The organism is Caballeronia sp. SBC1 (assembly GCF_011493005.1).
Taxonomy (GTDB): Bacteria; Pseudomonadota; Gammaproteobacteria; order Burkholderiales; family Burkholderiaceae; genus Caballeronia.
Genome location: NZ_CP049160.1, coordinates 230,145 through 252,337, shown reverse-complemented (window position 1 = coordinate 252,337; position 22,193 = coordinate 230,145). Strand labels below are relative to the sequence as shown.

Genomic DNA, 22,193 nt, shown 5'->3' with positions numbered 1-22,193 from the left:
GCTCCTAGTGGACTAAGCCCATATTAGTCCACTAGGCCACGCCGGTCAAGCGGCAAGCTCCCACCATATGAATTAACGGCAGAGCAGCGCTACCGCTTGAATCTTTGCCCCGATCCGGAATGCGCACACGTGCTGCGCGTATTCCGAGGAATTTTGAGGCCATCGGGCCCAAAACGCGCGTGTGCAACCCGTGCTATTTCGTGTCCTCGGAAAATGACGAAATTACAGGCGTAAAAAAGCCCGCCTTCTGGAATCAGAAGGCGGGCTATGGATTGCGGCTCGATTACATGTCCGGCGATGGGCTTTCCAGCTTGCCAGCTGGGACATGTTCCTCGCCATCGACTTCGGCCAAGTGCGGCTCATCGTTCATGCTTACTTCGCAGACGATGATCTGCCCGAGAATCTCACCAACGTTTGCGCTTGCGGCATCAAGCTTTGTACGAAGGGCTGTTCGTGCGGCGCATTCGCTCACTGCGCGAATGCGGACAGCCGCATCCAGCTTGGCGTCAAACAGGTACTCGCGCGTCTTCCCCAGAGTTTCTGGCATTTCTTGATTGATCAAAGCCGCCTCCTTTGCCGCGAACAGTAAGCGCGGCGTCACCGCATGCATCTGGACGACCAGGTCAGCCACCGATTCTGCAGCCGGTTCAAACGAATCGAAGGATATAACCTGTGTCTTGCCGGACAACACGGCTACAGCGCTGCGACCATCACGTTGCCGAACCGACCAAGGTTCGGCTGGCAGTCCTTCGTGCAAAGATTGAAGTTTACGTACGGCGACCAAATCGATTCCCGACTCTGCCGAAGCAAACAGCACAGGCAACGCATTGTGCAGTTCCACAATAGCCTCGGCCTTTTTCTCGCGCTCTCTGTCCCACGAATGAAACCTCAATAGAATGTGCTCGTTACACGCGATTGCAAGCGGATAGTATGCCGTGCCGCCGTCCACCACTTGCCACATGCCAAGCGGCGCAGCTTCATACAGCGATCGCAGGTTAGCAACTTCCGCGGGATGCGTTTTCAGCTTCGGGTCCATCCCGTCCGCGGCTCTGTACGCGTCAACAAATCCGCCCCAGTGCGCGTCCAGACGATCCTGATGGGTTTTCGAGGCAAGCAATCTGTTTGTCCGCCCATCAGGACCAACCATCACGAATTGGAAGCCCACGTCTGCATCGGGATGATCAACCGTGAGATATGCGCCGACTTCTGAGCCACGCGCCTTTGTGACCGCGGCATCAATCATGCGCTGGGCTTGGAAGTAATCTATTTTCCCAATGACGCTCGATTCATAGAGACGTGTTTCGCTTTTTACTTCCATGGTGAATCTCCTGTTTAAGTAAGCCCGCTGCTGAGGCGAGCGGTGAACTGAGCACAGGTGATGTCTCGCCGGAAAATATGCTGCGTGATCCAACCGCGCCGCTTGAATGAGCCCCACGCACGTAGGTCTATTGCCAAAACGTACCGACGAAAAAATTCGCACTCTCGAGAGGCGGCCCATGGACAATCGACCTACGACGTCTCAATGCGTGGCACTAACCACGCTGTTCTCGGACCGCAGTTCCTTCAGCTCGTCGATGATAGCCATGGTGCGCCGCGCACGGGTTTCGAAACCAGTTTTGCCTGCGCGACACCCTGGAACTTTACGAACGCTATTTTCTGATCCGCGCTCATCGGAGAGCGCTCTGACGCTGATGGCGGAGAGCGCAGGAGCGACTGACGACCCAACCAGTCCGGCGCTATTCGTGACGGCCACAGGGGCAGCACCACGGATCGATACCCGTGAGCGAACAACCGCCCGAGGCCTCAATTTCTTCCCACGCCGCATTCAGTTCCTCGGCCGTCGCATAGTCGTGTGACTTCGCAATTTCGATCGCAAGCGCTTGATACTCTAACTCGACCTCATCAAGCCTCGCGTCGACCATCCCTGAAAAACGCTTCACGTAAAGTTCGTAGACCTGTCCGCAGCCTCTGCTTGCCTCATCGGCCATCGCACTGATCCACTCCGTGAGACCTTCGCGCGTACGCAGCTTCACGAGTTTCAGGCGTACGGCCTTGAACCCGGCCTCCCACTCGCAAGCGAGTTGTGGAACGTCAGCCACTAATCGCGGCAGCTCCAGATTCTCGCGCGCGGCGACCTCGCCGCAACGCCTTGCCAATTTGAACGCCCATCCAAGGTTCCGTTCTGCGCCCTTCTCGTTGCCAGCCACCACGCTGACTCTGTGGTGCGCCCAGTAGACTCTCGCCTCGAGAGCAATCGAGTACATTTCGCCAGCCGTTGGGTTACTCCATCATCTCGTATTTTTGCCGCCCGAGCGTTCGTGCATATTTCCTTCTCATGTCGCGATTCCTCTGCTATTTAACACTGCCCGGGGCGTGCCTGACTTTGTGCGATTGTCGCGACGATACGTGCCGCAGATCGACCAAGACTGCGCATTCTGGCTCGCCGGTTGACCGATCAATGTGTAGCGCTGATCAGACCGTTTTCAGTTCTCAGTTCCTTCAGCTCTTCGATGATCGCCATGGTCCGCTTTGCCCGGGCCTCGTAATCACTCTTTTGCTGCGCATCGCGCTGAAACTTTAGGAACGCCGCTTTCTGGTCAGCGTTCATCGGCGAGATCCGCTTCAATGTATTGTCTATCGATTGCGACGCTTGGGTCGTTGGGTTGTATGCCTGTTGAACTGAACTGATGATCGCAAACGACACTGACGACGTGACCTGATCCGCCATCACATCCATCAACTGGTTGTAGATCTGGATCGCGTCGTTCTGGTTCAGGCCGGTAAGCTCCATCATCATCCGCTGCATGTTTACACCCAAAACATTGACGAACTGCTGCTGAGTCGAAGTCAAGGCCGTCCCGGTGTTGTAGTCGTAGATAATGGACCCGGACTGAATCGTTGTAATGATGTTGCCCGGCTGACTGGACATACCACCGGGTGCTGCCGGCTGTACACCCGCAAGCTGGTCGATCAGATACCGGCGGATCCCCTGATAGGTGAAGTTGGTCTGCGTCACCTGCTGGCAGCCCTCATCGTTGGCCTGGAAGTCGTTGCATAGATAGACCTGCCTGGGCTTGGCTGGATCGAACCCTTCCTTAAGGTCTTCCCAGGTCAATGACGCCGGAAATACCTTGTCGTCAATTGGCGATTTCGAAACCGGACTGTTGTTGGTGTCGGGACGCACCTCAGTTCCGAACAGGCTCATGATTAGTTCCATGCCCGGCTCCTGCCCGCCGAGCGCACCAAGGTCCATCGTGTTTGCTGCCCCCGTCGCGAACATCGTATTGAAAAACGTGTTTCGGTACCCGGTCGTATCGTTTTGCGTCGCACCGCGATTGACGTTTGGACCGCCGGAGAAAGCCGCATTCAGTCCAGCGTACATATCCGTGTACCAGCCCTTCGCCACGGCAGTCTGGTTTTCGACGTCCTTTGCAAACGACCCACCCACTTCACTATCAAGGCCGGTCGCGCTGATCGCGCTTCCGATAACGGCCTTGCTTACCGCACATGAATTGATCTGCCCGTTATTTAGCATGTCCGCATAGTGCTTCATCGCAGCCATAATTGAGTAGCAGTCGTCGCAGACTGCCTTGATTGCCAACTGCATGAGGTATCCAGGTGCTGCCTGAATAATGCTGCGCACGAGCGACTCGAGCTGCGCACCGGATAACATTGAAAAGCTGCCAAAAAATGCGTCGATGCCTGAACAGCCAGCCGCGAGCCGCGGCGGATCGATGTGCACAAGCTGGTAGTTTTGCACCGGGGCACGCATGTAATAGGACGGCCCATATACACCCATGCCATTCTGGCCAGTGATCGCCCCGCCAGCTGACGAGTTCCACATCGAGTTCAGCGACGAATTTACGTCCGCGTGGACAGCGGAGCAAAAGAAAGAAAGAAGCCCTGCAGCTGCGAGAATAGTGCGCCGAAGTTTCATTACTGGTGCCCCCCTGTACCCTGAACTACGCCTGGCATACGGCGGCCAACCGCTTCCCGCATTAGCTTGACGAGCTCCGCTGGGTCATCGGTGTTGGCGGCTGCAGCCACTTTCTTCATCCTATCCAGATCCGCCGGACTGATGATTCCCCGCTTTTCAAGTTGCGCGGCATCCATCAGGTCCTGCGGAACCAGCTGGGCGTCGATCGCGGCCTCGACGATCTTGCGCTGCAGTTCATCCTGCGCCATTGCGCCGTGCGCCACGATCATCACCGTCGAAGGCGGTACAACGAGCACCACCGCCGGCGTCAATTTCAGTTCGAACGACCTGAACGTGCCGTGATTACGGTCGACCACCATGGCCTCAGGCCGCATCCCCTGCAAAGGCGCCCCGTCTTCGGAGATGTACCTAACGGGGAAGTGGTATTTGTCAGTAAGCGCCTTCACAGTCGGCAACTCGTCCTGACAGAACCCGCACCGCGAATCGAAGAAGAACCACAGGCCTGCGTGTGCAGACAGATCGGTCAGGATCTCTTCCCGAGCGCGATCGACGTGCCATAGTGCGTTGCTGCGCGCGGCCGCCGCTGTCGGGAACCTGACTTCTTCGTTGAGGTATGGATCCTCCGCAGCCACTTTCGAACCGACGTCGGCGAAGTTCTGGCTCATGTCGAGCATCATTCGCTGAGCCCACATGTACGCCAGCAGGTTCCCCTCGGTCGGGTGGTTCATCGCGTTCAGCTTCAGTATTTGCATCTTTTGACTCAGCCACTGGACTGAAAAAGGTTCCGGACTCGACGGCGCTGACGCGGGCGCCGGAGCCGCCGGGACCGGGGCAACCGCGACACGGCTTGCCGGCGCAACCTCTACTGCATCGACCGGCGCCGTCGCGCGGCCGTCGTCGTAAAAAAACCATCCCTGGCTCTTTCCCTCGTAGAAACCGTCTGCCCGCGCGGCTGGGCCCGCGAGGATCCCTCCCGCCACGGACAGTGCGACACAGACCAGAATCCTTCGCGTTCGACTTGGCGACATTGGTGATTGACCATTAAATCAACAATCTTAATACGGTTATAGTAACTCTGTTGTGAGACTGTTTTTTATCCGCATTTCCCGGATACGGCCTGATCGTTGCGTTTCAGGGGCCGACTCTTTCATGCCAACGGGTTCTACACATGTCAAAAATCCTCCGCGTCGCGCTCGGCCTCATGGTCGCGTCGCTCTTGACGAATGCTTCCTTTGTCCCACCGTTCCGGCACGTTGTCGGCGACTCAGCGGCGGCTGTGTTTGTGGACACGATCCGGGCCTTATCGACGAATGTCGCCCAAAGTACCGGCGCTGAAACACTCATCCCAATTACGGTGACCCTGTTCTATGTCGGACTCGCCCTGCTCATCGTTGAGGCGGCGCACATGGCCGTTCTGTCGACGGGCCAATGTGTCCGCCACGTTGTGTCGTCAGTGCACTCGCGGGTCTTTCCGGGAAGGTCGATGTAATGCCTTGCGCACGTTCTTGACACTCTGAAAAATCATGCGACTGCCGATTTTCTGGACACGTTGGCTCGTCTTCGTAGCCGTCCTGTTTGCCGGGACGCCTGCCGCATTCGCGCAGTCTGACGCCGATGTCGGCGCCTGTTTTGTCGCATCGGGAGCGAAATACAGCATTGACCCGCGCCTGTTGTGGGCCATTGCAGAGACGGAATCGAGCGGTCGCCCCGACGCGAGGAATCTCGGCCATTTTTCGCGTACGGGCACGATTGATATTGGCCTTATGCAGATCAATTCATCCTGGCTGACGACACTCGCACGTTTTGGCATTACGCGCGATCGCCTGCTTGACGATCCCTGCCTGAATATCGATGTCGGGGCGTGGATTCTGGCGCGAACCATCCGGCAGCAGGGTGCTAGCTGGAACGCTGTCGGTGCATACAACAGCGCCTGCACCCAACTCAAGGGGGAAGCCTGTACCGACGCCCGCCAGGAGTACGTGCGCAAGGTCTGGAGCTGGTACCAGGGTACCCCTCCCCCTCGCCTGGGCTCGGTACGACGACATTCACAGCCAAACTCCGGGCCTCGGCAGCCAGCCGGCGCGGCTCCGGGCGCCGACATTGTTTTTACGACTGAGGACGGAACCGAATGAAGACGGTCATCTCCTATGTGGCCGGCGCCGCGCTGGTTGGATGGGTCACCTATGTCATGGTGTCTACAGACCCTGCTGTACGTGTCAGCCGAACCTGCATGCCTCTAGGCGCGAGCGTACGGCTATTCGGTGCGGTAATCGGGATGCTCGATGAAGATACCGGACGCGACGTGCGTGACGACGCTCTGCCTATGATCGAGGCATGCCGCTCATCGATCTGGTCTTGGGCTTACGATGGACAACCCCTTCCCCGCTTCAACGATGTCGACCCCGTCTTTGGGGACTATCGACCACGCGGCAGCACTGCGGCAGACACGGCCGGCCAGGATCCGCAGCCTTGGGCGACTAACCGCCACCATCGCGGTGGCGACACCGCCGCTGCCTCCACAACTGCGGCGACGGGAAGTGAAAACGACGGAGACAAGCTGTGAATGCGCCAGACCTGGTCGTGGCCACGCAACCTGACTTCGCGTCGTTGCTCGTCTCGTCCACCGGGTTTCTTCATAACGGTCTCGACCGGTTTATCAGCACCTCGAGCGGTGATGGGAAGCTCGTCGAATTTCTGAACTATCTGTTTCCGACCGCTTGCCGGGAGGGCGCATCCGACATCCACATGCGACATCACCAAAACGGCTTTCAGGTGCGCATTCGAACCGACGGCGTGCTGCGCGAGCGGTTCCTTCTGAATAGCAACGCAGCGCGGGAAATCAACGTCAAGATCCGTTCGCGCTGCAACCTCGAGGTATCCGACACTGAGTCACCGCTCGACGGGAAGTTCACTGTCGCCGTCGACGGACGCCGCGTGGATATCCGGGTCTCCATTCTCCCAAGTGACCTTGGACAGTCGATTGTCTGCCGGATTCTTGACGAGGCCAACGCTGCGAGAAAGATTGCAGACATCTGGATGCCGTCCAAGCTTCGTGCAGCGCTGATGGAAGCGCTCGAGGAAGAAGAAGGTCTCATCCTCAACGTCGGTCCGACCGGTTCCGGCAAGACGACAACCTTATATGCCTGCCTCGATCATCTAAACGAGCCGGACATCCACATCATGACCGCCGAGGACCCGATCGAATACACGCTGAGAGGAGCTACACAGATCGCCGTCACCGCTCACCGTACTTTCGCCAGGATTCTGCGAGCGATGTTGCGTCAGGATTTTGAAGCCGGACTAATAGGCGAAATCCGCGATGGAGAAACCGCCGGCGTGACGCTGACCGCTGCAAACACGGGGCACCTGATGCTGTCCACGCTTCACACGCGCAATGCGCTTTCAACGATCACCCGCTTCCTCGACCTGGGCGTCAAAGCATATGAAATCGCAGACGCGATTCGTCTCGTCACCGCTCAGCGTCTTCCGCGCAGGTTGTGCCCGAGCTGTTCGACCCTGCACGTACCGACCGACGAACAGATCAAGAGGATAAAGACGAAGCATGGTGGCTCCCGAATTGAATTCGATCGTCCCTTCTATGCGGCGAACCCAAGCGGCTGTGACCATTGCAGGGATGGCTACAAAGGGCGGATTCCGATCATGGAGATGCTCGTCGGCACCGATTCGCTACGTGTGGCCATCGAACGTGGTGATCGCGAAGCGATGCGCGAAGAGGCGTTCGCGCAACCACAATACGCGCCCCTTCTCCAGGCCGGAATCGACATGAGCTCGCAGCGGCTTGTCGACTTCAGGACAGCACTTAAATTCGCCCAGTGAGCATTCCATGGCAAACCGACGACACTTTCTCCTTTCGGCCGCCTCCACGGGACTCGCCAGCCTGACTGGCATCGGCGCTCGGCAGGTCAACGCGCAGGCCGTTGATGACGACGGAACCGTTCCTGGCCTTCCAACCAGTTCGGGCCTCGCGGGACAGGACAATGGCAAAATCAACATCAAGCCCTATCTGGAAATAGGCGACTTTGCAGAAGACCGCAATAGGGTGTTCATGTTCTTTCTTTACACCTGCCCGTTCTGTGCCCAATACGCAGAGTCATTCGAGGCATGGGGTAGAACGATTCCAAAGCCGGTACTCTTTGTCCCGGTCCCGCTGATGATCGATGATCCAACGGCCCTGTCTGCCACCGCGGCATATTACGTCGCACGCAGTCTCATCCCCGATCGAATGGCCGAGTTCGAGGCACGTGCGTATGACCTCGGACAACGACGCGATCCGATGCCCACCGCCAAGGATTTTCCTCAGATTCTCTACGGCATGGGTCTGCGACGCGACGTGGTTCTTTCCGCGTTACATTCGCCCGAAACGCGGGACCGACTGCTGCGGGCGGCCGCGCTCGCGCGCCGGTATCGTGTAAGCGCCACTCCAGATTTTGGCGTCGGCGGCCGCTACACGACCAACGCGAACTACACGGGCGGGAACTATGGAACGCTCGTCCAGCTGCTCAACGGCCTGATCTCCATGGCAATGAACTCATGAGCCGCCGCGACTTCCTCGTCGGGTGTATCGCGGCGCTTCTCGCGCCGATGACAGCACCCACCTCAGCAAACGCGGCGGTGACTCCGACGAAACCCGACGGCGCTCCCCATAGCGTCCAGCTTCAGCTCGACACGAGCGCGCTCAAGTACATCGTCGATGAACCGTCCCTGGGCAGGACTCCCCTCTGGTTCATCCTGGACTCAGGATGCGATATTTGCCTGAATGCCTTTTCTGACCTGCGCACCCATGCGGCCATTCACGATCGCACTCTCTCATCGTTTGAGCTTCGGTTCGTCCCCGTGGGCGACACGCCTGACTCTGCAGCGGCCGCCGCTCGCGCGTTTGCGGCCAACAGCATGGAAGGTTTCTTCGTTCAAAGCTGGAGCGTTCCCGTCACTCCGCTCGCGATGCACGCGCAACACGAAAACACCTTGGCCACGCGGTCGCTACCCGGCTACCCCGCGTTCGTTATCGAAGATCAACCTGTCAAACTAGGATACGGCGGATGGGCAGATTTTGCCGAATGGCTTGCGCCCTGATCGCCTCCTGCGCGCTGTCCTCGCATGTTGAAGCGATATCGCGCGAGCAACCGCAAACGCCACAAGCAGATTCGCACGCAGCTGCCGCGGACTCAGCAAGCGCGCCTTGGGAGTTCACGCCGGGCCCAACGCCAGTACGGTGCGACAGCTGGCAGGTTCGTAGCCCCTTCCGCGCTGCGTTCCTGTCCACGCTCTCGCTAAGCGCCTGGCCCCCGCATTTCGGCGCATGCACGCCCGTATCCTCCATTGCCGAGGACGGGTGGACTCCTGCAACGCTTCAACTCGTTTTTCCGCATGCGAAGAACGCATTTATTCGTCTCAGGATAATTATTTACCTCATGGAGATTTTGCTACTCTGGCGAATCATCAAGCCATTGCGGGCAATACGGCATTTGCGCAGGAGCAAATCTTGAGGGGCTTTTACAAGCGGGCAACTGCGCGCACGAAGCGCATGCAGCGCGCCATTTCGTCAGCCAGTCGCAACCTCCTCGTGGCGGTCGCGACAACATGGCTGCTCGGAGGGTGCGCGCCAGAGCATGCCCCCGAGCCGTATGTCGCCAAACGCGGCTGGCTGGGCGTTGAAACGCGTTCGACCGGTTCAGATTACGCGAGCCTCGGTACCGCGCAGGAGCCTGTTATCACGGCTCAACCCGTCAAACCGGTTCCGCCGGATGGGTGGGAGATCGATCAGCTCGAACCCATGGTTGTTTCCGCGCCGCTCGATCTTGACGACGAGCCCGTGCTCAAGACAGCACCGATAGTCACCAAACACAGTCGTTCGCGGCACAAGGTGAAGCGGGCGCTGACGAAATCCGTCGCGCCGCTTTGCCGTCCATCAAACTCAAGGAGTGCATCGTGATCGAGCGCGACATCCCTCAGATGATCGATAACCCACCGCAGATCGTGTTCTGGGAGACCGACGACCTGTTGCCCGTGCTGCTGGCAATGGGCTTCGGCGTAATTATGAACGGCTTCACGACCTCCGTTCTGGCCGGACTTGCACTCAGCGTCGTCTACATACGCTACAAGCGCAACATGCTGCCGGGCACGCTTCACCACATGGGTTACTGGTACGGCCTCATGTCTCTCAACAGAATCTTTACCAATGGGCTCGCCAGGGAATTCATCCAATGAAGATGCCTCGCCTCTTTCAAACCTGGGACGGCACGCGCAACGCGAACTACTGGCTCGCCGCCTCGATTGGCGGGCTCGTTCTGGCCAACCTGGCGCTCACATTCAAGATCGCGTCTATGCATGAGCGGCTCGTGGAACAGCCGCCCAACATGACTGCCGAATACTCCGTTGCCTGGGACAGCGCGTCATCCAACTTCTATGAGTCGTGGGGCCTGTACGTCGCGAGTGCCGTTGGATCGGTGACGCCGCAAACCGCACATTTCGTTGCGGACCATCTGGCATTCATCGTTGATTCGACGATTTACCCGGCTGTGCGCGACCAGATCTATGCGATCGCCGATGATCCGGCGTACACGACGAGCGGCGCCTTGAACGTATTCGTTCCTCATAACACGGCCTGGGAGGCGTCCACCCACAAGGTGTTCATCGAAGGAACGCTCAACACGACTGCGTATAAGACTACCGCTCAGCCAGTGGCTCAACTACCTGTTACCTACGAGATGACCATGCACATGGTTGCGGGTCTGCCGAAAATCACGGGTTTCACTTCGTACGTGGGTCCCGCCCGCACTCTGCAATGGCAGAAAACTCATCCGGCAGCTACGTCGAACACTACAGTCAGAGATCGTCTGCATCCCAATATCGCACCTCAGGCCGATGACATCCGGGGCGCTCTTGAAAGCGGGCAGGGTCGCGTAAATCCGACCGACGGCCCAGGTGCTGCGCCAAGTCACCGCACCGGCACTAACGCGGGTATCTCCCAGCCGGTTCCGGCCGGTGGGCTTCCGGCGGCTAGTCGCGACTCGGGGCCTGCACCTGCGCTACCCGTCACGCCGACTGGGCGCGATCCCGCCAACGCATCAACCGGAAGCCTATAAGGGATCGACCGTGCATACGCTATCCCCATCTATCAAGCAGCCTGTCGGCCGTCGGCGTATAACGAGCTTCCGGAGCTTGCCCGTGGCCCGGGCCATCGCGTTGCTCACTATCGCTCTCGCCGCGGCCCCCGCTACAGTATTCGCGCAGGACAGTGGCGTTGTGCAGAACGTTCACATCGAGATGGATCCCCCGACCGGGACAACACCTGACATGTCTGCCCAATTCGCCGCCGCTCCGGCTGCGGTGCAGCCACGCCAGGCCGCGGTCGCTCCGGCAAATCAGACGTTGCCGCCCATACTCACGCGAGCCGACATTTCCCGGCTTGTGAATTCCCTCAAGAGCGGCCAAACGGACGACGCGCCGACCTACGGCCTTGGTCCGGGCGAAGAAGTCGTGCAGAGTCCAGCGCGGGCCGCCCCGACGGTTCCGACAGTCAATCTACCGCCGCAAACCCCGCGCGTTGCGCCACGTGTGCACTTTCCGGCTCCGCCAAATCCGACGGTGGATCAGATGCCGGGGGTGGACCCTGCCGTACTGCACGTACGGCACGGCGTGACCGAGGACTTTCAGGTCTCATGCACGCAGCCAAACATGGTGGTAACGCCCTTCACGACCCCGAAGGTCATCGCCAAGAAAGTTGGGGGTGAGGATCCTTCAGGCTCTCGGGTCCTGGGTACGGATGTTTTCTTTTCGCCGAAGGAAGAGACCACCGTTTTCGTAAAGGATGCTGCGGTAGCAAACTCGCCCGTTGTGTCCCTTCACCTACTGCCCGCGAAGATCGCCGGCCGTTCCGTCACGCTTGTACTCGACGGCGCCATTCCCGAGAGAAGCAACATAGCCCAATCCGCAGGCGAAGACTCGAGCTATGTTGGTGGCATCACGGCCGCCATGAAACAGGCGGTACTTGGCCAGATACCGGACGGCTACACGCAGGCGCCGCTCGATGCGCCGATGGCCATCTCGGGACCCATCAAGGCGAGCCCTGTTGGCCGGTATGCAGGCTCTGACGCGGACATTTATCGATACCACCTAACCAACGCAGGAACGGAATCCGTCACGCTGTCTGAAGAGGCGTTTGGCAGCGAGCACGTGCTTGCGGTCACCATCTTTCCGAACCTCGCGGTGCGCCCAGGCGAAACCACGGATGTGTTCATCATGTTCGCCAAACAGGTGATGTGATCATGTTCGACCAGCTCAAACGCAACTGGGCGCTGATGACGCCTGCCCGCCAGAAGCGCGCTGTTGTAGTCGGCACGATCCTCGCATTCGGTGCGGGCGCGTGGATATTCAGCGTCAAGACGACGCCTCCGAAGCCGCCCAGCGACAAACTCAGCGTGAACGTGGTTGCCCCACCTCAGCGGAATACGGATCTTACCGATGTTAATGCGACCGTTACGGCAATCCAGCGCCAGTTATTGGACATGGATCATCGCCTCCAGTCGCAACAGAATGAGACGGAGCACCGGTTCAGCGCGCTCGAGACGCAGCAACGCGACAATCCCACCAGTTCAGGCGGTCCTGGAGCGTTGACGCACGGCCAGAGCGCGGGCGCTACTGGAACGAATTCCCAGCTTCCGACTCCAGGAAGCGGCGACGGAATTTCGCCTCCTGGATCATCGCCGTTTCCTGGCTCCGGGCAGCCCCGCCTGAACAGCCCATTGCCCGGCGCTGGGCCCGCCGCAGCCTCGCCAATCAGTCCGCCACATGGCAGCGGTGATGGCGCGACCAGCTCGGACAACGATCAGCCGGACGGCATTGAAGTCGTGGGGGATACGACCGACACTCCGGCCGCCTCTCCACCTGCGAGCGGGGCCAGCGTGTCGAAATCCGGAAACACAAAGGCTACTGACGGCCCGCAGATGTTCCTGCCGATGGGAAGCATCACGAGCGGCCTCGCAATCAACGGTGGAGATTTTCCGACGACCCGGGCATCACAGCGAGATCCGGTCCCGATGCTCATCCGGCTCGACAAAGACGCCATCCTCCCCGGCAAGCAACGCGCGTCCGTCAAGGATTGCTTCCTCATGGTCTCCGGGACAGGAGACCTGTCTACTGCCCGGGCAAATCTGCGAGCCGAACGTATGTCTTGCGTCCTGAAGGGGGGGCGCGTTGTCGAAGTGGCTGTTGACGGTTACGTCGTCGGTGAAGACGGGAAACCGGGCCTGCGCGGAACCCTTGATGCCAAAGACGGCGCCTTCATTGCAAACGCCATTCGCGTCGCGCTCATAGGGTCGGTCGGCGAAGGCGTTGCGACCTATGTCGCAACCGAAGCATCGGACATCCATAGCAGTGGTGTGAATGTCCAACTTGGAAGCAACAGTAACAACGGCCAGCAAATAGCTGCTCCGATCGGTCAAGCCTTCGCGAACGCCGCCCAGCACTACACCGACCTCGCAAAGGAGATTGTCCCAGTCGTCGAAATCAATCCTCTGCGACAGGTCGATGTGATCCTAACCAAAGGCGTAAGCCTTCCCATTTAAGGACGAGCCGTGCGCTTCCATTCAATTTTGGCCGCCGCGTTGACGGCGACAGCACTGTCCGGCTGTGCATCGATGTTCGGGATCGGCTCCTCTTCACCGTCCTGCCCGGGCGGCCAGGGAATAGGGTGCGTATCCGCGCGCGAAGCGTATTCGATGTCTAACAACCCTGCGGCCGTCGAGGCGGCCGAAGCCAAGGGGTCAAGCAGGGATGTGCGCCAAAGTCTCCTTGACCCGCAACCCGTGTCAGCCATTCAGGTCAGCCTGCCAGAACCCGTCCAGCAGTCTATGCCCGTAATGGAACCGGCAAGAATCATGCGACTGTGGATCAACACGTGGCAGGACGATCAGCAGCAACTCCATTTTCCAAGCATCGTCTTCGTCGAAGTGACGCCGCGCCGTTGGTCAATTGGCAATAACTCAAACACCTCTCAGGCGAAGACGCTCGTGCCCTACCGAATCGACCCGAGCCCGAATACGAGCGCAGTACTCGTGACGTCCGGTCCTGGTGGAAGCCGGCCTAACCCTGCGCGCCCTGTTGCTCGTGCGCAGTCACAAAGTCAGTTGCCAACTGCCAACACGAGTAACTGATTTGGTAAAATCGGATAACATACCGTTAAATCACAGTGCGATTATGAATTATCATTCAAGCCACTTTGAACCTTGCACGGAGCCGACATGGCCAATCTGAAGGAACGCTGGGCAGATCCGAAATCCCGCAAAAAGCTGGTACTGCAGATTGTCGTAATTCTCACGGTGTGCCTGGTGGCAGTCCACGCGTTCGCCGGCAGCGACTCGACTTTCGATACGGTTGTCCAGTGGTTGACAGGTGTTCTCAGTGGTTCGGGCGGCAAAATGCTGGCACTGCTGGGGATTGCGATCGCACTGATTTCTGCGGTTGCTCGCGGGTCGCTCGGCGGCGTGCTGCTGGGTCTTGGCATCACGCTAACCGCTATCTACGGCCCGACCATTCTCACTGGCATGTTCTCGGCCATTTTCTAGCTAGTCCTCGTGACGGATTGTTCCCCGCAATCCGGTCTCTTAGCCGCCCATCGGGCGGTTTTTTTTCGCCTGATAGTTTCCATTAGGTGCAAATAATTATCTTATTGCGATTGGTGATAATCTCGACAGACACATTCGGCAACCTTGACTCAAACTGGACTTCTGATGGGTGCTACCGACCGTATAGCTGAAATGCTTGATCGCAACCGACCGGGAGACGCTTTTACCTGTCTTGCTGCCGACGACAATATGTTCTTCTTCGAAGACGGTGCGCTCGGCGCACTTCTTCAGGGTGACTTCATTACTGGTGCGGACATCAACATCCAAAAGATGCTTGAGAACGTGCTCGGCGAACATTACCCGCCTGGCACATTCATTCAGGACATCCAGATGGCTGTCCCCGATCTGGACGACCAGCTTTCCCCGTACCGGGAAGCGCGTGTACATAGCCCATACGGCAACCGAGTAGCGAAAGTCGCGTGCGATGATCGCGCAAATTTTATCGCTGCTGCTGCCCACCAGCGACTCGCACCGACTTTGACCACACGCGTGCTCGATGCCCGCCACTATGTGGCAATAAAAATTCCGACGCGAGGCATACCCTTCCCTAAGGCATCTGAGATAGCAGAGTTCCGCGAACTGCGTGACCGCGTGCAGGCGATGTACGAGGCAGCGAAGCTTCCCGTCGAGCCGATCGGTCCCGACGAGTATCTGGCAGTCCTGCGTCGCTACTTCGACATGTATGGAAAGTGGAATCGCTCGTACGATGAAGATAAATCCATTCGTGATCAAATCTTCACTCCCAGCCAGCGTATCAAACAGCTGAAGTCGACGATTCGCGCCGACTCTCCAACCAGCGCGGGGCACGTCCATATCGGATTGATGACGACGGCGAAATACCCCAAAAAAGCCAGCCTGTATCTCATGGACCTGCTGCGCGGAACGCCCGATGGAACCGGCACGCAAATCAGCATGCCATTTGTTCTAACCACAACCGTCCACGTCCCTGAGCAAAGCAAAAAGATCGGTGGAGTGCGAACAAAGTCAGTGCTCATAACTCAGCAGGCGTTCGGCCCCCTACTCAAGTGGGTGCCGCTTCTTGCCGCGAAGAAAAAAGGCTTCGATACACTGATATCGGCGCTCGACTCCGGGGCCAACGCCGTTGAAGTCAATACCACGCTCGCGCTCTTTAATCGCTCAGCGCGGGATATCAATCGTATGGCGGCGCGACTCAAGTCGTATTTTTCTGGGAAGGACATGCAGATGTCCCTCGAAAAACACATCACGTGGCCGAATTTCTACAACACCCTACCTCTATGCCCTAGCGCCCGCAGCATTGAACGAACGCGCCGGTTCTTCACAATGGGTTCGGTTCATGCGGCGCAGTTCCTGCCCGTGATCGACGAGTGGCGAGGTTACGGTAACGCGATGCTTCTGACCACTCGCCGCGGCCGCCCGTTTGGCTATGACCTTTTTCACGGGCGTAACTCGAACTTCAACTGGTTGCTGACGGCTGACGCCGGCGCGGGAAAGTCGTTTGCCGTGCAGCGCATGTTGCAGGATTACCTCGCGCTCGGCGCGATCGTTCGGATTCTGGACATCCGTCGTTCACACGGAAAGTTCACCAAGGCTCATCACGGCGACTACATCGAATTTACGGACAAGACCCGCGACAGCCTCAACCCCTTTACGAACGTCACTGACATTGACGAAAGTATCGGCGTGCTGCAGGCCCTCCTCTGCAAGATGGCCAATCCGAACGAGCCCACCCGTTCGTCTGAGGCCGTCCGGATCATGTCCTCCATTAAGAGCGTGTGGGCATCGTACGGGCCCGCCATGGAGGTCACTCAGGTCTACCAGTACCTCATGAACCAGGCAAATGACGAAATCAGCCGTGAACTTGCGCGCAAGCTCTACCCGTTCACCACTGAAGGTCCGTACGGCGCATGGTTCTCTGGCCCGAACACGCTACATGCCGACGCGCAGCTGGTCACGTTCGAGCTCTTCGAACTGCGATCGCAACCTCACCTGCAACAGGTAATCCAGCAGCTGTTGATGATCCGCTGCGAACAGGACATGTACGCGACGAAGGGGAGCGCACAGCAAAAAATCCTCGTGATTGAGGAAGGCGGCGACATCATGCCCGACGAACCCTTCGCTCGCTTCATCGCCCAACTGTATGCGAAGGTTCGCAAAGAAACCGGGTCGATTGGGTTGATTCTTCAGAACCTCACACAGCTCTACAACAGTCCGCATGGCCCGACCATCGCCGGCACTGCTGCGACGAAATTCATCATGCAGCAGGCATCTGAGTCCATCAACCTGGCTCGCAAAAACGGGTGGATGGATATCGGCGAAGCGGAGGCCGACTTGTTACGCAGTGTTCACACTATCAAGGGTCGCGGTGGATATTCCGAGATCTACTTCCGGACCGAGAGCGGCTCGGGAATCGCAAGACTTGTTGAATCGCGATTCAACCAGGTGCTCTTCTCATCGGAAGGCGCCGAGAAACACGTGATCCTCGCCGCAGCAGACCGCGGCGACGACGTCATCGAAGCTGTTCATGAATTCATTCGCGGAGAAAACGCATGAGCGAGAGCTCGCCTAGCCCCGACGTGCCTCAGAACCCTCCCCGGTCCGAACCTACCCTCGGCACGCCGACGTCGAACGATACCCAGCGCGCCGACGACGGTCCCATCGATTCGCGGGCGTCGGGTACGGGCGCCATCGCTGATACTGCGGCCGCGGCCGCCCCATCGTCGCGCGCTGGTCTTTGGGGCATGCTCCGGCTGGTCGCGACCGTCGCGCTGGTATGTACAGGTTTGCTGTTTGGAGGCCGCGCGCTGGTCGCACATATGCCGTCCATTTCGCCACTCGCCTGGTTCAAGTCCTCGACGCCAAATGCGGGAAGTGCCACCTGCTACCGCACGATTGATATGAGTCGCCTTACATCGCTGATGGTGGCAGACCTCTTGACCCGCTCCAACGGAAAATCTGCCGCTGAGGCACAGGTTTTCTACCGTAGCCAGCTGCAGAAAATGGATGCGACTATCAGCGCGCTTGCCGATAGCTGCCTCTTGGTCCGTCGGGAGGCCATTGTCGCTGCGCCTGCGGGAATTGACGTTAGCGCGCAGGTAGCCATCGAGCTTGGTCTTGACTGGTCGCGTGCGCAGAAAATCGTTGCGCCCGACGCGCTCCCCGGCGCAGCGCCGGCTGCCGCACCGGATAGCGCCGCGAGCTCCGTCGGAAGCAATCCAACAAGTCCCTCCATTGGAAGCCCGGCACTTGATAACTAGATTGCCCGTCCGGAACGCTATGCTCATTGCGGCAATACTGGCGTTCGTTCCAGTCGCACTCTTTGGGGCGCGGCCGTCTGCCGATCTGCTGCACCGTCACGGCTACATATTTTTCGACCGTGAAGAAACCGGTTGCCTCCCGTGGGAATGGTACTGGGGAAGCATCGATACAGGTGTGATCCGGCGCGGGGATCTCGTCACCTTCCGAAACGAACAGGCATCCCTGTTTCCGCGGGGTGCACTCATGACCAAGATTGTTGCCGGTGTGCCCGGCGACACGGTGGTGATCGGTCATGGGGTCATCAGCATTAACGGCCAGATCCTTGGCACGCTCGCGCGGGGTGCGCAGCACTTCTTCAAGCCCGTCAACACGTGGGACACCCGGTACCGCATTCCTGCCGGCCAGTACTTCGTGTTCGGATCCGAATACCGTTCATATGACTCCCGTTACTGGGGACCGATTCGTCATGATCAAATCGTCACTAAAGATGCGTTGCTGGATTAGGCAAATCTCAGCGCTGCTCGCTGGAGTCACAGTCATTGCGCAACTCGCACATGCGCAGTCCGGGGTGACCGGCACGAACATTGGCGCCGGCGTAGGGGCGACCAGCGACGTTCTGGCGATCGTCCGTGAACAGAACCAGCAGATCCGAGCCGGCGCGCTCAAGGCGCAGTCCGTGTTCGGAGGTCCGACGACGCATGACAACGGGAAAAATCCCGCGACCGAAGCGGTTCTCAAAGCCAAGACTGCGGTCTTCATTTCGATGTCAATGCCCGATCGTGAACTCTCAGCCCTGCTGGACGAAGGCCGCGGACGGCGTGACGTTGTGTTCTTTCTGCGTGGTCTGGAAGGCAACAACGGGCGCAAGACCAATGAACACATCAAGGCCGTGACGGACTTCAAAAATCGCCTACGCGAGGGCCAGCCTGTCGTTGCAGTTCTTCCCCAGGCATTCGCAAGGTGGGGCGTGACGCGAGTGCCCGTCGTGATGCACGAATCAGTTATTGATCACAAGTGGTATCGCGTCGACGGAGCAATCTCCATCGAATCTGCAACCCGCGATATCGACGCCGGTGTTAAATCTCGCGCTACCGGTATGACGTGGCCCGTGAGCGAGCAGGATCTCGCCGACGTGTTCCGCAACCGCATGCAGCACTACGACTGGAAGGCATGGCAAGGTCGAACGGCTGCAAACATGAAGCGCCAGATGGATCTGGGGACCCCGCTTCCGCTCGCACAGCGTGACACACGGTATACCGTTGACCTGAGCGTCACGTTCCCTCAAGACATCCGAGACCAGAAAGGCAATCTGATCATAGCCAAGGGGACCCGCTACAACCCACTCGCCAAGTCAGGACTGCCTGGAAGTGCGATTGTCATTATCGACCCAGCCGACGAGCGACAAATCGCGATCGCCCGCATATGGATGCAGCGCTACCCCCACGGACGGTTGCTCGTCACGCACTTTGACGAGGAGGGCCTGAGCACGCTTGTTCAGCAAACCGGGATCAAGCCCATGATGCTCGACAAGATTATTGTTAAGCGCTTCCAACTACAGGCAGCTCCAAGTCTGCTGACGGCTGAAAACGGCTTGCTTGTCGTGCAGACGTTCTCTCCCCGAGTCGAAGGAGGCATGTAGGCCATGAGGCACTTTCTCCGGCTTCTCGCGTTCGTCGTCCCATTCTTGCTGCATCCGGCCAGCGTTCAGGCGCAAAGCGTCGCCATGGGTTGCAACGTTGCGTCTCCTTCAGACCTTTACACGAACTTTTGTTACGACTCAATGTTCCCGCTAATCATAGCGGGCGTAGACGTCATTCCACCAAACGATGTTGACGCGCCTTACGATGCCGTCCGCCAGACAATCTGCTGGTGCGATGGACCGTTTGATATCCAGATTCCCGGATACCCAGAGGGCACGTGGGTACCTATTTCGGTTATTGAGACCACACGCTCGCCCGGATGCTCGCCGATGCTCGGAGGCCTGAATCTCGGGAGCACACTAGGCGCCGGTCGACGCACGGGTGGCACCGGAGGAACGGCAGAGTCCGGGTCATTGGCTGAAGGCGGCTTCCGGCAGTTCAACCTCTACGACTTTCCTCTGTCCTCCATATTCGCGACCATAGTGGGATCGAACAGTGCCGACCTCGGAACGAGCGATGACTCGTATATGTCATCGCTGTTTCTTCCATTCTGGGACGATTCAGCGCTTTCGAATCTGCTGTTCCCTGAAGCGGCCGCTTTTGAAACTACTGCAGCGATGATCGCCGCGCCGCTTGATTGCGCCGCTGAAATGGCATCAGGTATCGCAAGTATCGCCGGCGCCGCCGATGACGCAATGTTCTGGTGGATGGGGTGCTGGGGAGCGACATACCCGCTAACCGGCAACTTCGGCAACAAGGACGTCACTACTGGATCGTCGCTTGTTGCTGCCAAGGTCATGTACACGATGAATGCCATGGCAAGGTACGGCGCCGTCAATTCGAAGTACGGCATGACAACCGTAGGTGAAGCGGTGGTGAGCGGCGCCTGCAGTCCCGTTCCTATGCCCGTCATGAACAAGAGCGAATTCAAGATGACGATGATGTTCCCGGTCAGCGAGGCGGGTAATTCGGTCGGGACTGACAGCGATCCTTCCTTGAACGCAGGCTCGATCAATCCGGTCTCGTTCCTTGAAAACCGGTGTGCCCACAGTGTTGGTTCATCTGAATACCTCTGGGGGCTGGGTCGAAAGGTGCCCGGAACCGGTGAGGACGAAGCGTATCTCGTTTGGCGATGGGTAGACCATTGCGAAGAGTGACGGTGACAACAAAGGACATCACATGCGAAGAAAGCTAATCTGGGTGACGCTATTTTCCGGCCTGCCAGTCGCGGCAACACCGGACAGCGCGGTAGCACAAGTATCAGACGGGTTTTCGGCCGCCGCCGGCGCGTCCGCGTCTGTGACGTCGCAGGCGAACGGAGCGGGTCAACTGGTCTCCTCCGCCGGTAGCACTCCGGCGAGTACTACTGGTCTTGTCGGCAGTTCGCTGGGCGGTGCGAACGCTGGCAGTACCGGAATGACGAACGCGCCACTCACTTCACCGTATACATCGCAGCAGGAAACAAGTGCCATGCAAAGCGGCGCGCTAAGCGCGGCGAATGCGCTCTCAGCCATGGGCCTCCCCGCTGGTTCAACCGTTACACCATGCGCAGCCTGGATTCAGGCCATGCAATCATATGCGACGTCCTACTCCAACGGGGGAGCGGTCAACCCTAAGGCCGCTCAACAGTCATTTCCAAGCATGGCCCAGCTCTGCGCGCCCGCCTCCGATGGCAGCGGCGGAGGTGGTGGTGGTGGGGCATCGGACGGCGCTGACGGTGCAGGTGGTAGCGACGGAGGAAGTGGTGATGGCGACTGAAATGACGGCGATCCAAACGAAGCGGAGATCAGCCCTCTTCACGATTGTCACTCTCCTTGCCATTCCCGCAGGCGCTCGCGCGCAGTTCGCACCCTTTAGCCTCTTCGACAACGGTGAGAAGCGCGCGTACAACCTCTATCGTGCAGCTGCTGCCGGCAGCAACGCCGCTTTCGAAGAGTTGCGTCAACGCGGCAACAACGGGGATCGCTGGGCAGCGTTCCAGTTCGGGTTCCTGCACCACGTTGGCAAGGCGCCTGGTGTCGGCAAAGATCTCGCGATTGCGATGAAGGCTTACGGTATCGCGTGCCGCACTGCCGCGGACAAGACGGCCATCACTGGAAACACCCTCGCGGCCTACAACATGGGCCTCATCTATCTGTACGGGGACAATGGCATCTCACCCGACCCCGCGACCGCTGTGAAATGGTTCACCGCGTCGGCAGGGGATGACCAGCACGCGTTTGTCCCGGCTGCCATGAATCTTGCAAACGTCTACGAGCATGGATACCTGAACGTTCAACGAGACCTCGACGAAGCCGCTCGCTGGTACCGCGCTGCGGCCGCGGGCCAGGAGCCCTATGCACTTTACAAGTTTGGCCTTTGCCTGTTGCGTGGGATTGGGATGCAAGCCAACCAGGTCGAAGCGAACCTCAAGCTCACAGCCGCAGCGGATCTGTGGAGCCGGGAGGCGATGTACACCTTGGCCGTTATCCAGAGTTCAGATCCCAACTCTCTGCTCGATCGAAACCCTGTCACTGCAGCACGGTGGCTTCTGATTGCTTCCGAGGGCTACCCTTCGTACGCCCGCGCTGCCCAGGCTGCGATGAATGTGCTCAACGCGAACCAGCAGGATACCGCCCGGCAAAGCGCCCGCCTGTGGTTACAAAGTCACGCCCGTGTGCCGGAACGGGTCGACTATCGGGCGCCCATGAATACTGAACCAAAGTACGGCCTCGGGACCATTCCTTCCTGACC

23 protein-coding genes are annotated in these 22,193 nt (G+C 58.8%); 19 read left to right on the top strand and 4 right to left on the bottom strand.

From position 1 onward, the window contains the following. Nucleotides 1–283: 283 nt before the first annotated feature. The 4 genes from SBC1_RS39415 to SBC1_RS39400 form a co-directional block, all read right to left on the bottom strand. The gene (locus tag SBC1_RS39415) at nt 284–1,318 is read right to left on the bottom strand and encodes a hypothetical protein (RefSeq protein ID WP_165989621.1); all 1,035 of its coding nucleotides are present in this window, start codon (nt 1,316–1,318) and stop codon (nt 284–286) included. A 418-nt stretch (nt 1,319–1,736) separates the two neighbouring features. Continuing rightward, a complete protein-coding gene (locus tag SBC1_RS39410; protein WP_243830338.1) occupies nt 1,737–2,264 on the bottom strand; it encodes a hypothetical protein in 528 nt (175 codons plus the stop codon). A gap of 191 nt (nt 2,265–2,455) precedes the next feature. Continuing rightward, on the bottom strand, nt 2,456–3,937 hold the full coding sequence (locus SBC1_RS39405) for a conjugal transfer protein TraH (RefSeq protein WP_165989620.1): 1,482 nt from the start codon (nt 3,935–3,937) through the stop codon (nt 2,456–2,458). After that, entirely contained in the window at nt 3,937–4,965 is a 1,029-nt protein-coding gene (locus tag SBC1_RS39400) for a conjugal transfer protein TraF (RefSeq protein ID WP_243830337.1), read from the bottom strand. The genes SBC1_RS39405 and SBC1_RS39400 overlap by 1 nt, the downstream gene beginning before the upstream one ends. Before the next feature lie 140 nt (nt 4,966–5,105). Here SBC1_RS39400 and SBC1_RS39395 point away from each other — a divergent pair, with 140 nt between their 5' ends. The 19 genes from SBC1_RS39395 to SBC1_RS39300 all read left to right on the top strand — a co-directional run bounded on the left by SBC1_RS39395 (nt 5,106) and on the right by SBC1_RS39300 (nt 22,191). Further along, complete coding sequence (locus tag SBC1_RS39395) at nt 5,106–5,426, top strand: hypothetical protein (RefSeq protein WP_165989616.1); 321 nt, start codon at nt 5,106–5,108, stop codon at nt 5,424–5,426. Between the two features lie 34 nt (nt 5,427–5,460). Continuing rightward, entirely contained in the window at nt 5,461–6,069 is a 609-nt protein-coding gene (locus tag SBC1_RS39390) for a lytic transglycosylase domain-containing protein (RefSeq protein ID WP_165989614.1), read from the top strand. Continuing rightward, complete coding sequence (locus SBC1_RS39385) at nt 6,066–6,500, top strand: hypothetical protein (protein WP_031358057.1); 435 nt, start codon at nt 6,066–6,068, stop codon at nt 6,498–6,500. Before SBC1_RS39390 ends, SBC1_RS39385 begins: the two co-directional genes overlap by 4 nt. Next, nucleotides 6,497–7,774 carry a GspE/PulE family protein gene (locus tag SBC1_RS39380; protein WP_165989612.1) on the top strand — a complete coding sequence of 426 codons (1,278 nt, stop codon included), beginning with the start codon at nt 6,497–6,499 and terminating at the stop codon, nt 7,772–7,774. Before SBC1_RS39385 ends, SBC1_RS39380 begins: the two co-directional genes overlap by 4 nt. 7 nt (nt 7,775–7,781) lie before the next feature. Next, nucleotides 7,782–8,492 (top strand): disulfide oxidoreductase, encoded by a 711-nt coding sequence (locus tag SBC1_RS39375; protein ID WP_165989610.1) that lies wholly within the window; start codon nt 7,782–7,784, stop codon nt 8,490–8,492. Continuing rightward, nucleotides 8,489–9,031 carry a hypothetical protein gene (locus SBC1_RS39370; RefSeq protein WP_165989608.1) on the top strand — a complete coding sequence of 181 codons (543 nt, stop codon included), beginning with the start codon at nt 8,489–8,491 and terminating at the stop codon, nt 9,029–9,031. Before SBC1_RS39375 ends, SBC1_RS39370 begins: the two co-directional genes overlap by 4 nt. A 409-nt stretch (nt 9,032–9,440) precedes the next feature. Beyond that, the gene (locus SBC1_RS39365; RefSeq protein WP_165989606.1) at nt 9,441–9,890 is read left to right on the top strand and encodes a hypothetical protein; all 450 of its coding nucleotides are present in this window, start codon (nt 9,441–9,443) and stop codon (nt 9,888–9,890) included. Continuing rightward, a complete protein-coding gene (gene traL / locus SBC1_RS39360; protein WP_165989604.1) occupies nt 9,887–10,165 on the top strand; it encodes a type IV conjugative transfer system protein TraL in 279 nt (92 codons plus the stop codon). Before SBC1_RS39365 ends, traL begins: the two co-directional genes overlap by 4 nt. Next, on the top strand, nt 10,162–11,043 hold the full coding sequence (locus SBC1_RS39355; RefSeq protein ID WP_165989602.1) for a TraE/TraK family type IV conjugative transfer system protein: 882 nt from the start codon (nt 10,162–10,164) through the stop codon (nt 11,041–11,043). The genes traL and SBC1_RS39355 overlap by 4 nt, the downstream gene beginning before the upstream one ends. Nucleotides 11,044–11,125: 82 nt before the next feature. Continuing rightward, nucleotides 11,126–12,223: a type-F conjugative transfer system secretin TraK gene (locus SBC1_RS39350; protein ID WP_165989600.1), complete on the top strand. Its 1,098-nt coding sequence runs from the start codon at nt 11,126–11,128 to the stop codon at nt 12,221–12,223. Nucleotides 12,224–12,225: 2 nt separating this feature from the next. Further along, nucleotides 12,226–13,524, top strand: coding sequence for a TrbI/VirB10 family protein (locus SBC1_RS39345; RefSeq protein WP_165989598.1), 1,299 nt, complete (start codon nt 12,226–12,228; stop codon nt 13,522–13,524). Nucleotides 13,525–13,596: 72 nt separating this feature from the next. Next, on the top strand, nt 13,597–14,112 hold the full coding sequence (locus SBC1_RS40790) for a TraV family lipoprotein (RefSeq protein ID WP_371826781.1): 516 nt from the start codon (nt 13,597–13,599) through the stop codon (nt 14,110–14,112). Between the two features lie 87 nt (nt 14,113–14,199). Then, nucleotides 14,200–14,523, top strand: coding sequence for a TrbC/VirB2 family protein (locus SBC1_RS39335; RefSeq protein ID WP_165989594.1), 324 nt, complete (start codon nt 14,200–14,202; stop codon nt 14,521–14,523). A gap of 165 nt (nt 14,524–14,688) precedes the next feature. After that, nucleotides 14,689–17,115, top strand: a complete 2,427-nt coding sequence (locus SBC1_RS39330; protein WP_165989592.1) for a TraC family protein — start codon at nt 14,689–14,691, stop codon at nt 17,113–17,115. Beyond that, a complete protein-coding gene (locus tag SBC1_RS39325; protein ID WP_165989591.1) occupies nt 17,112–17,819 on the top strand; it encodes a hypothetical protein in 708 nt (235 codons plus the stop codon). The genes SBC1_RS39330 and SBC1_RS39325 overlap by 4 nt, the downstream gene beginning before the upstream one ends. Nucleotides 17,820–17,838: 19 nt before the next feature. After that, nucleotides 17,839–18,324, top strand: a complete 486-nt coding sequence (lepB, locus tag SBC1_RS39320; protein ID WP_165989590.1) for a signal peptidase I — start codon at nt 17,839–17,841, stop codon at nt 18,322–18,324. Then, entirely contained in the window at nt 18,287–19,459 is a 1,173-nt protein-coding gene (locus SBC1_RS39315; protein WP_165989588.1) for a TrbC family F-type conjugative pilus assembly protein, read from the top strand. The genes lepB and SBC1_RS39315 overlap by 38 nt, the downstream gene beginning before the upstream one ends. Nucleotides 19,460–19,462: 3 nt before the next feature. Next, complete coding sequence (locus tag SBC1_RS39310; RefSeq protein WP_165989586.1) at nt 19,463–20,617, top strand: TraU family protein; 1,155 nt, start codon at nt 19,463–19,465, stop codon at nt 20,615–20,617. 512 nt (nt 20,618–21,129) lie between these two features. Continuing rightward, entirely contained in the window at nt 21,130–22,191 is a 1,062-nt protein-coding gene (locus SBC1_RS39300; RefSeq protein ID WP_207958450.1) for a tetratricopeptide repeat protein, read from the top strand. The last annotated feature ends 2 nt before the right edge of the window (nt 22,192–22,193 follow it).

Coding starts and splice junctions, on each gene's coding strand:
- SBC1_RS39415 (WP_165989621.1), bottom strand. CDS start 1,318: ATGGAAGTAAAAAGCGAAACACGTCTCTATGAATCGAGCGTCATTGGG.
- SBC1_RS39410 (WP_243830338.1), bottom strand. CDS start 2,264: ATGTACTCGATTGCTCTCGAGGCGAGAGTCTACTGGGCGCACCACAGA.
- SBC1_RS39405 (WP_165989620.1), bottom strand. CDS start 3,937: ATGAAACTTCGGCGCACTATTCTCGCAGCTGCAGGGCTTCTTTCTTTC.
- SBC1_RS39400 (WP_243830337.1), bottom strand. CDS start 4,965: ATGTCGCCAAGTCGAACGCGAAGGATTCTGGTCTGTGTCGCACTGTCC.
- SBC1_RS39395 (WP_165989616.1), top strand. CDS start 5,106: ATGTCAAAAATCCTCCGCGTCGCGCTCGGCCTCATGGTCGCGTCGCTC.
- SBC1_RS39390 (WP_165989614.1), top strand. CDS start 5,461: ATGCGACTGCCGATTTTCTGGACACGTTGGCTCGTCTTCGTAGCCGTC.
- SBC1_RS39385 (WP_031358057.1), top strand. CDS start 6,066: ATGAAGACGGTCATCTCCTATGTGGCCGGCGCCGCGCTGGTTGGATGG.
- SBC1_RS39375 (WP_165989610.1), top strand. CDS start 7,782: ATGGCAAACCGACGACACTTTCTCCTTTCGGCCGCCTCCACGGGACTC.
- SBC1_RS39370 (WP_165989608.1), top strand. CDS start 8,489: ATGAGCCGCCGCGACTTCCTCGTCGGGTGTATCGCGGCGCTTCTCGCG.
- SBC1_RS39355 (WP_165989602.1), top strand. CDS start 10,162: ATGAAGATGCCTCGCCTCTTTCAAACCTGGGACGGCACGCGCAACGCG.
- SBC1_RS39345 (WP_165989598.1), top strand. CDS start 12,226: ATGTTCGACCAGCTCAAACGCAACTGGGCGCTGATGACGCCTGCCCGC.
- SBC1_RS40790 (WP_371826781.1), top strand. CDS start 13,597: ATGTTCGGGATCGGCTCCTCTTCACCGTCCTGCCCGGGCGGCCAGGGA.
- SBC1_RS39335 (WP_165989594.1), top strand. CDS start 14,200: ATGGCCAATCTGAAGGAACGCTGGGCAGATCCGAAATCCCGCAAAAAG.
- SBC1_RS39330 (WP_165989592.1), top strand. CDS start 14,689: ATGGGTGCTACCGACCGTATAGCTGAAATGCTTGATCGCAACCGACCG.
- SBC1_RS39325 (WP_165989591.1), top strand. CDS start 17,112: ATGAGCGAGAGCTCGCCTAGCCCCGACGTGCCTCAGAACCCTCCCCGG.
- lepB (WP_165989590.1), top strand. CDS start 17,839: ATGCTCATTGCGGCAATACTGGCGTTCGTTCCAGTCGCACTCTTTGGG.
- SBC1_RS39315 (WP_165989588.1), top strand. CDS start 18,287: ATGATCAAATCGTCACTAAAGATGCGTTGCTGGATTAGGCAAATCTCA.
- SBC1_RS39310 (WP_165989586.1), top strand. CDS start 19,463: ATGAGGCACTTTCTCCGGCTTCTCGCGTTCGTCGTCCCATTCTTGCTG.
- SBC1_RS39300 (WP_207958450.1), top strand. CDS start 21,130: ATGGCAGCGGCGGAGGTGGTGGTGGTGGGGCATCGGACGGCGCTGACG.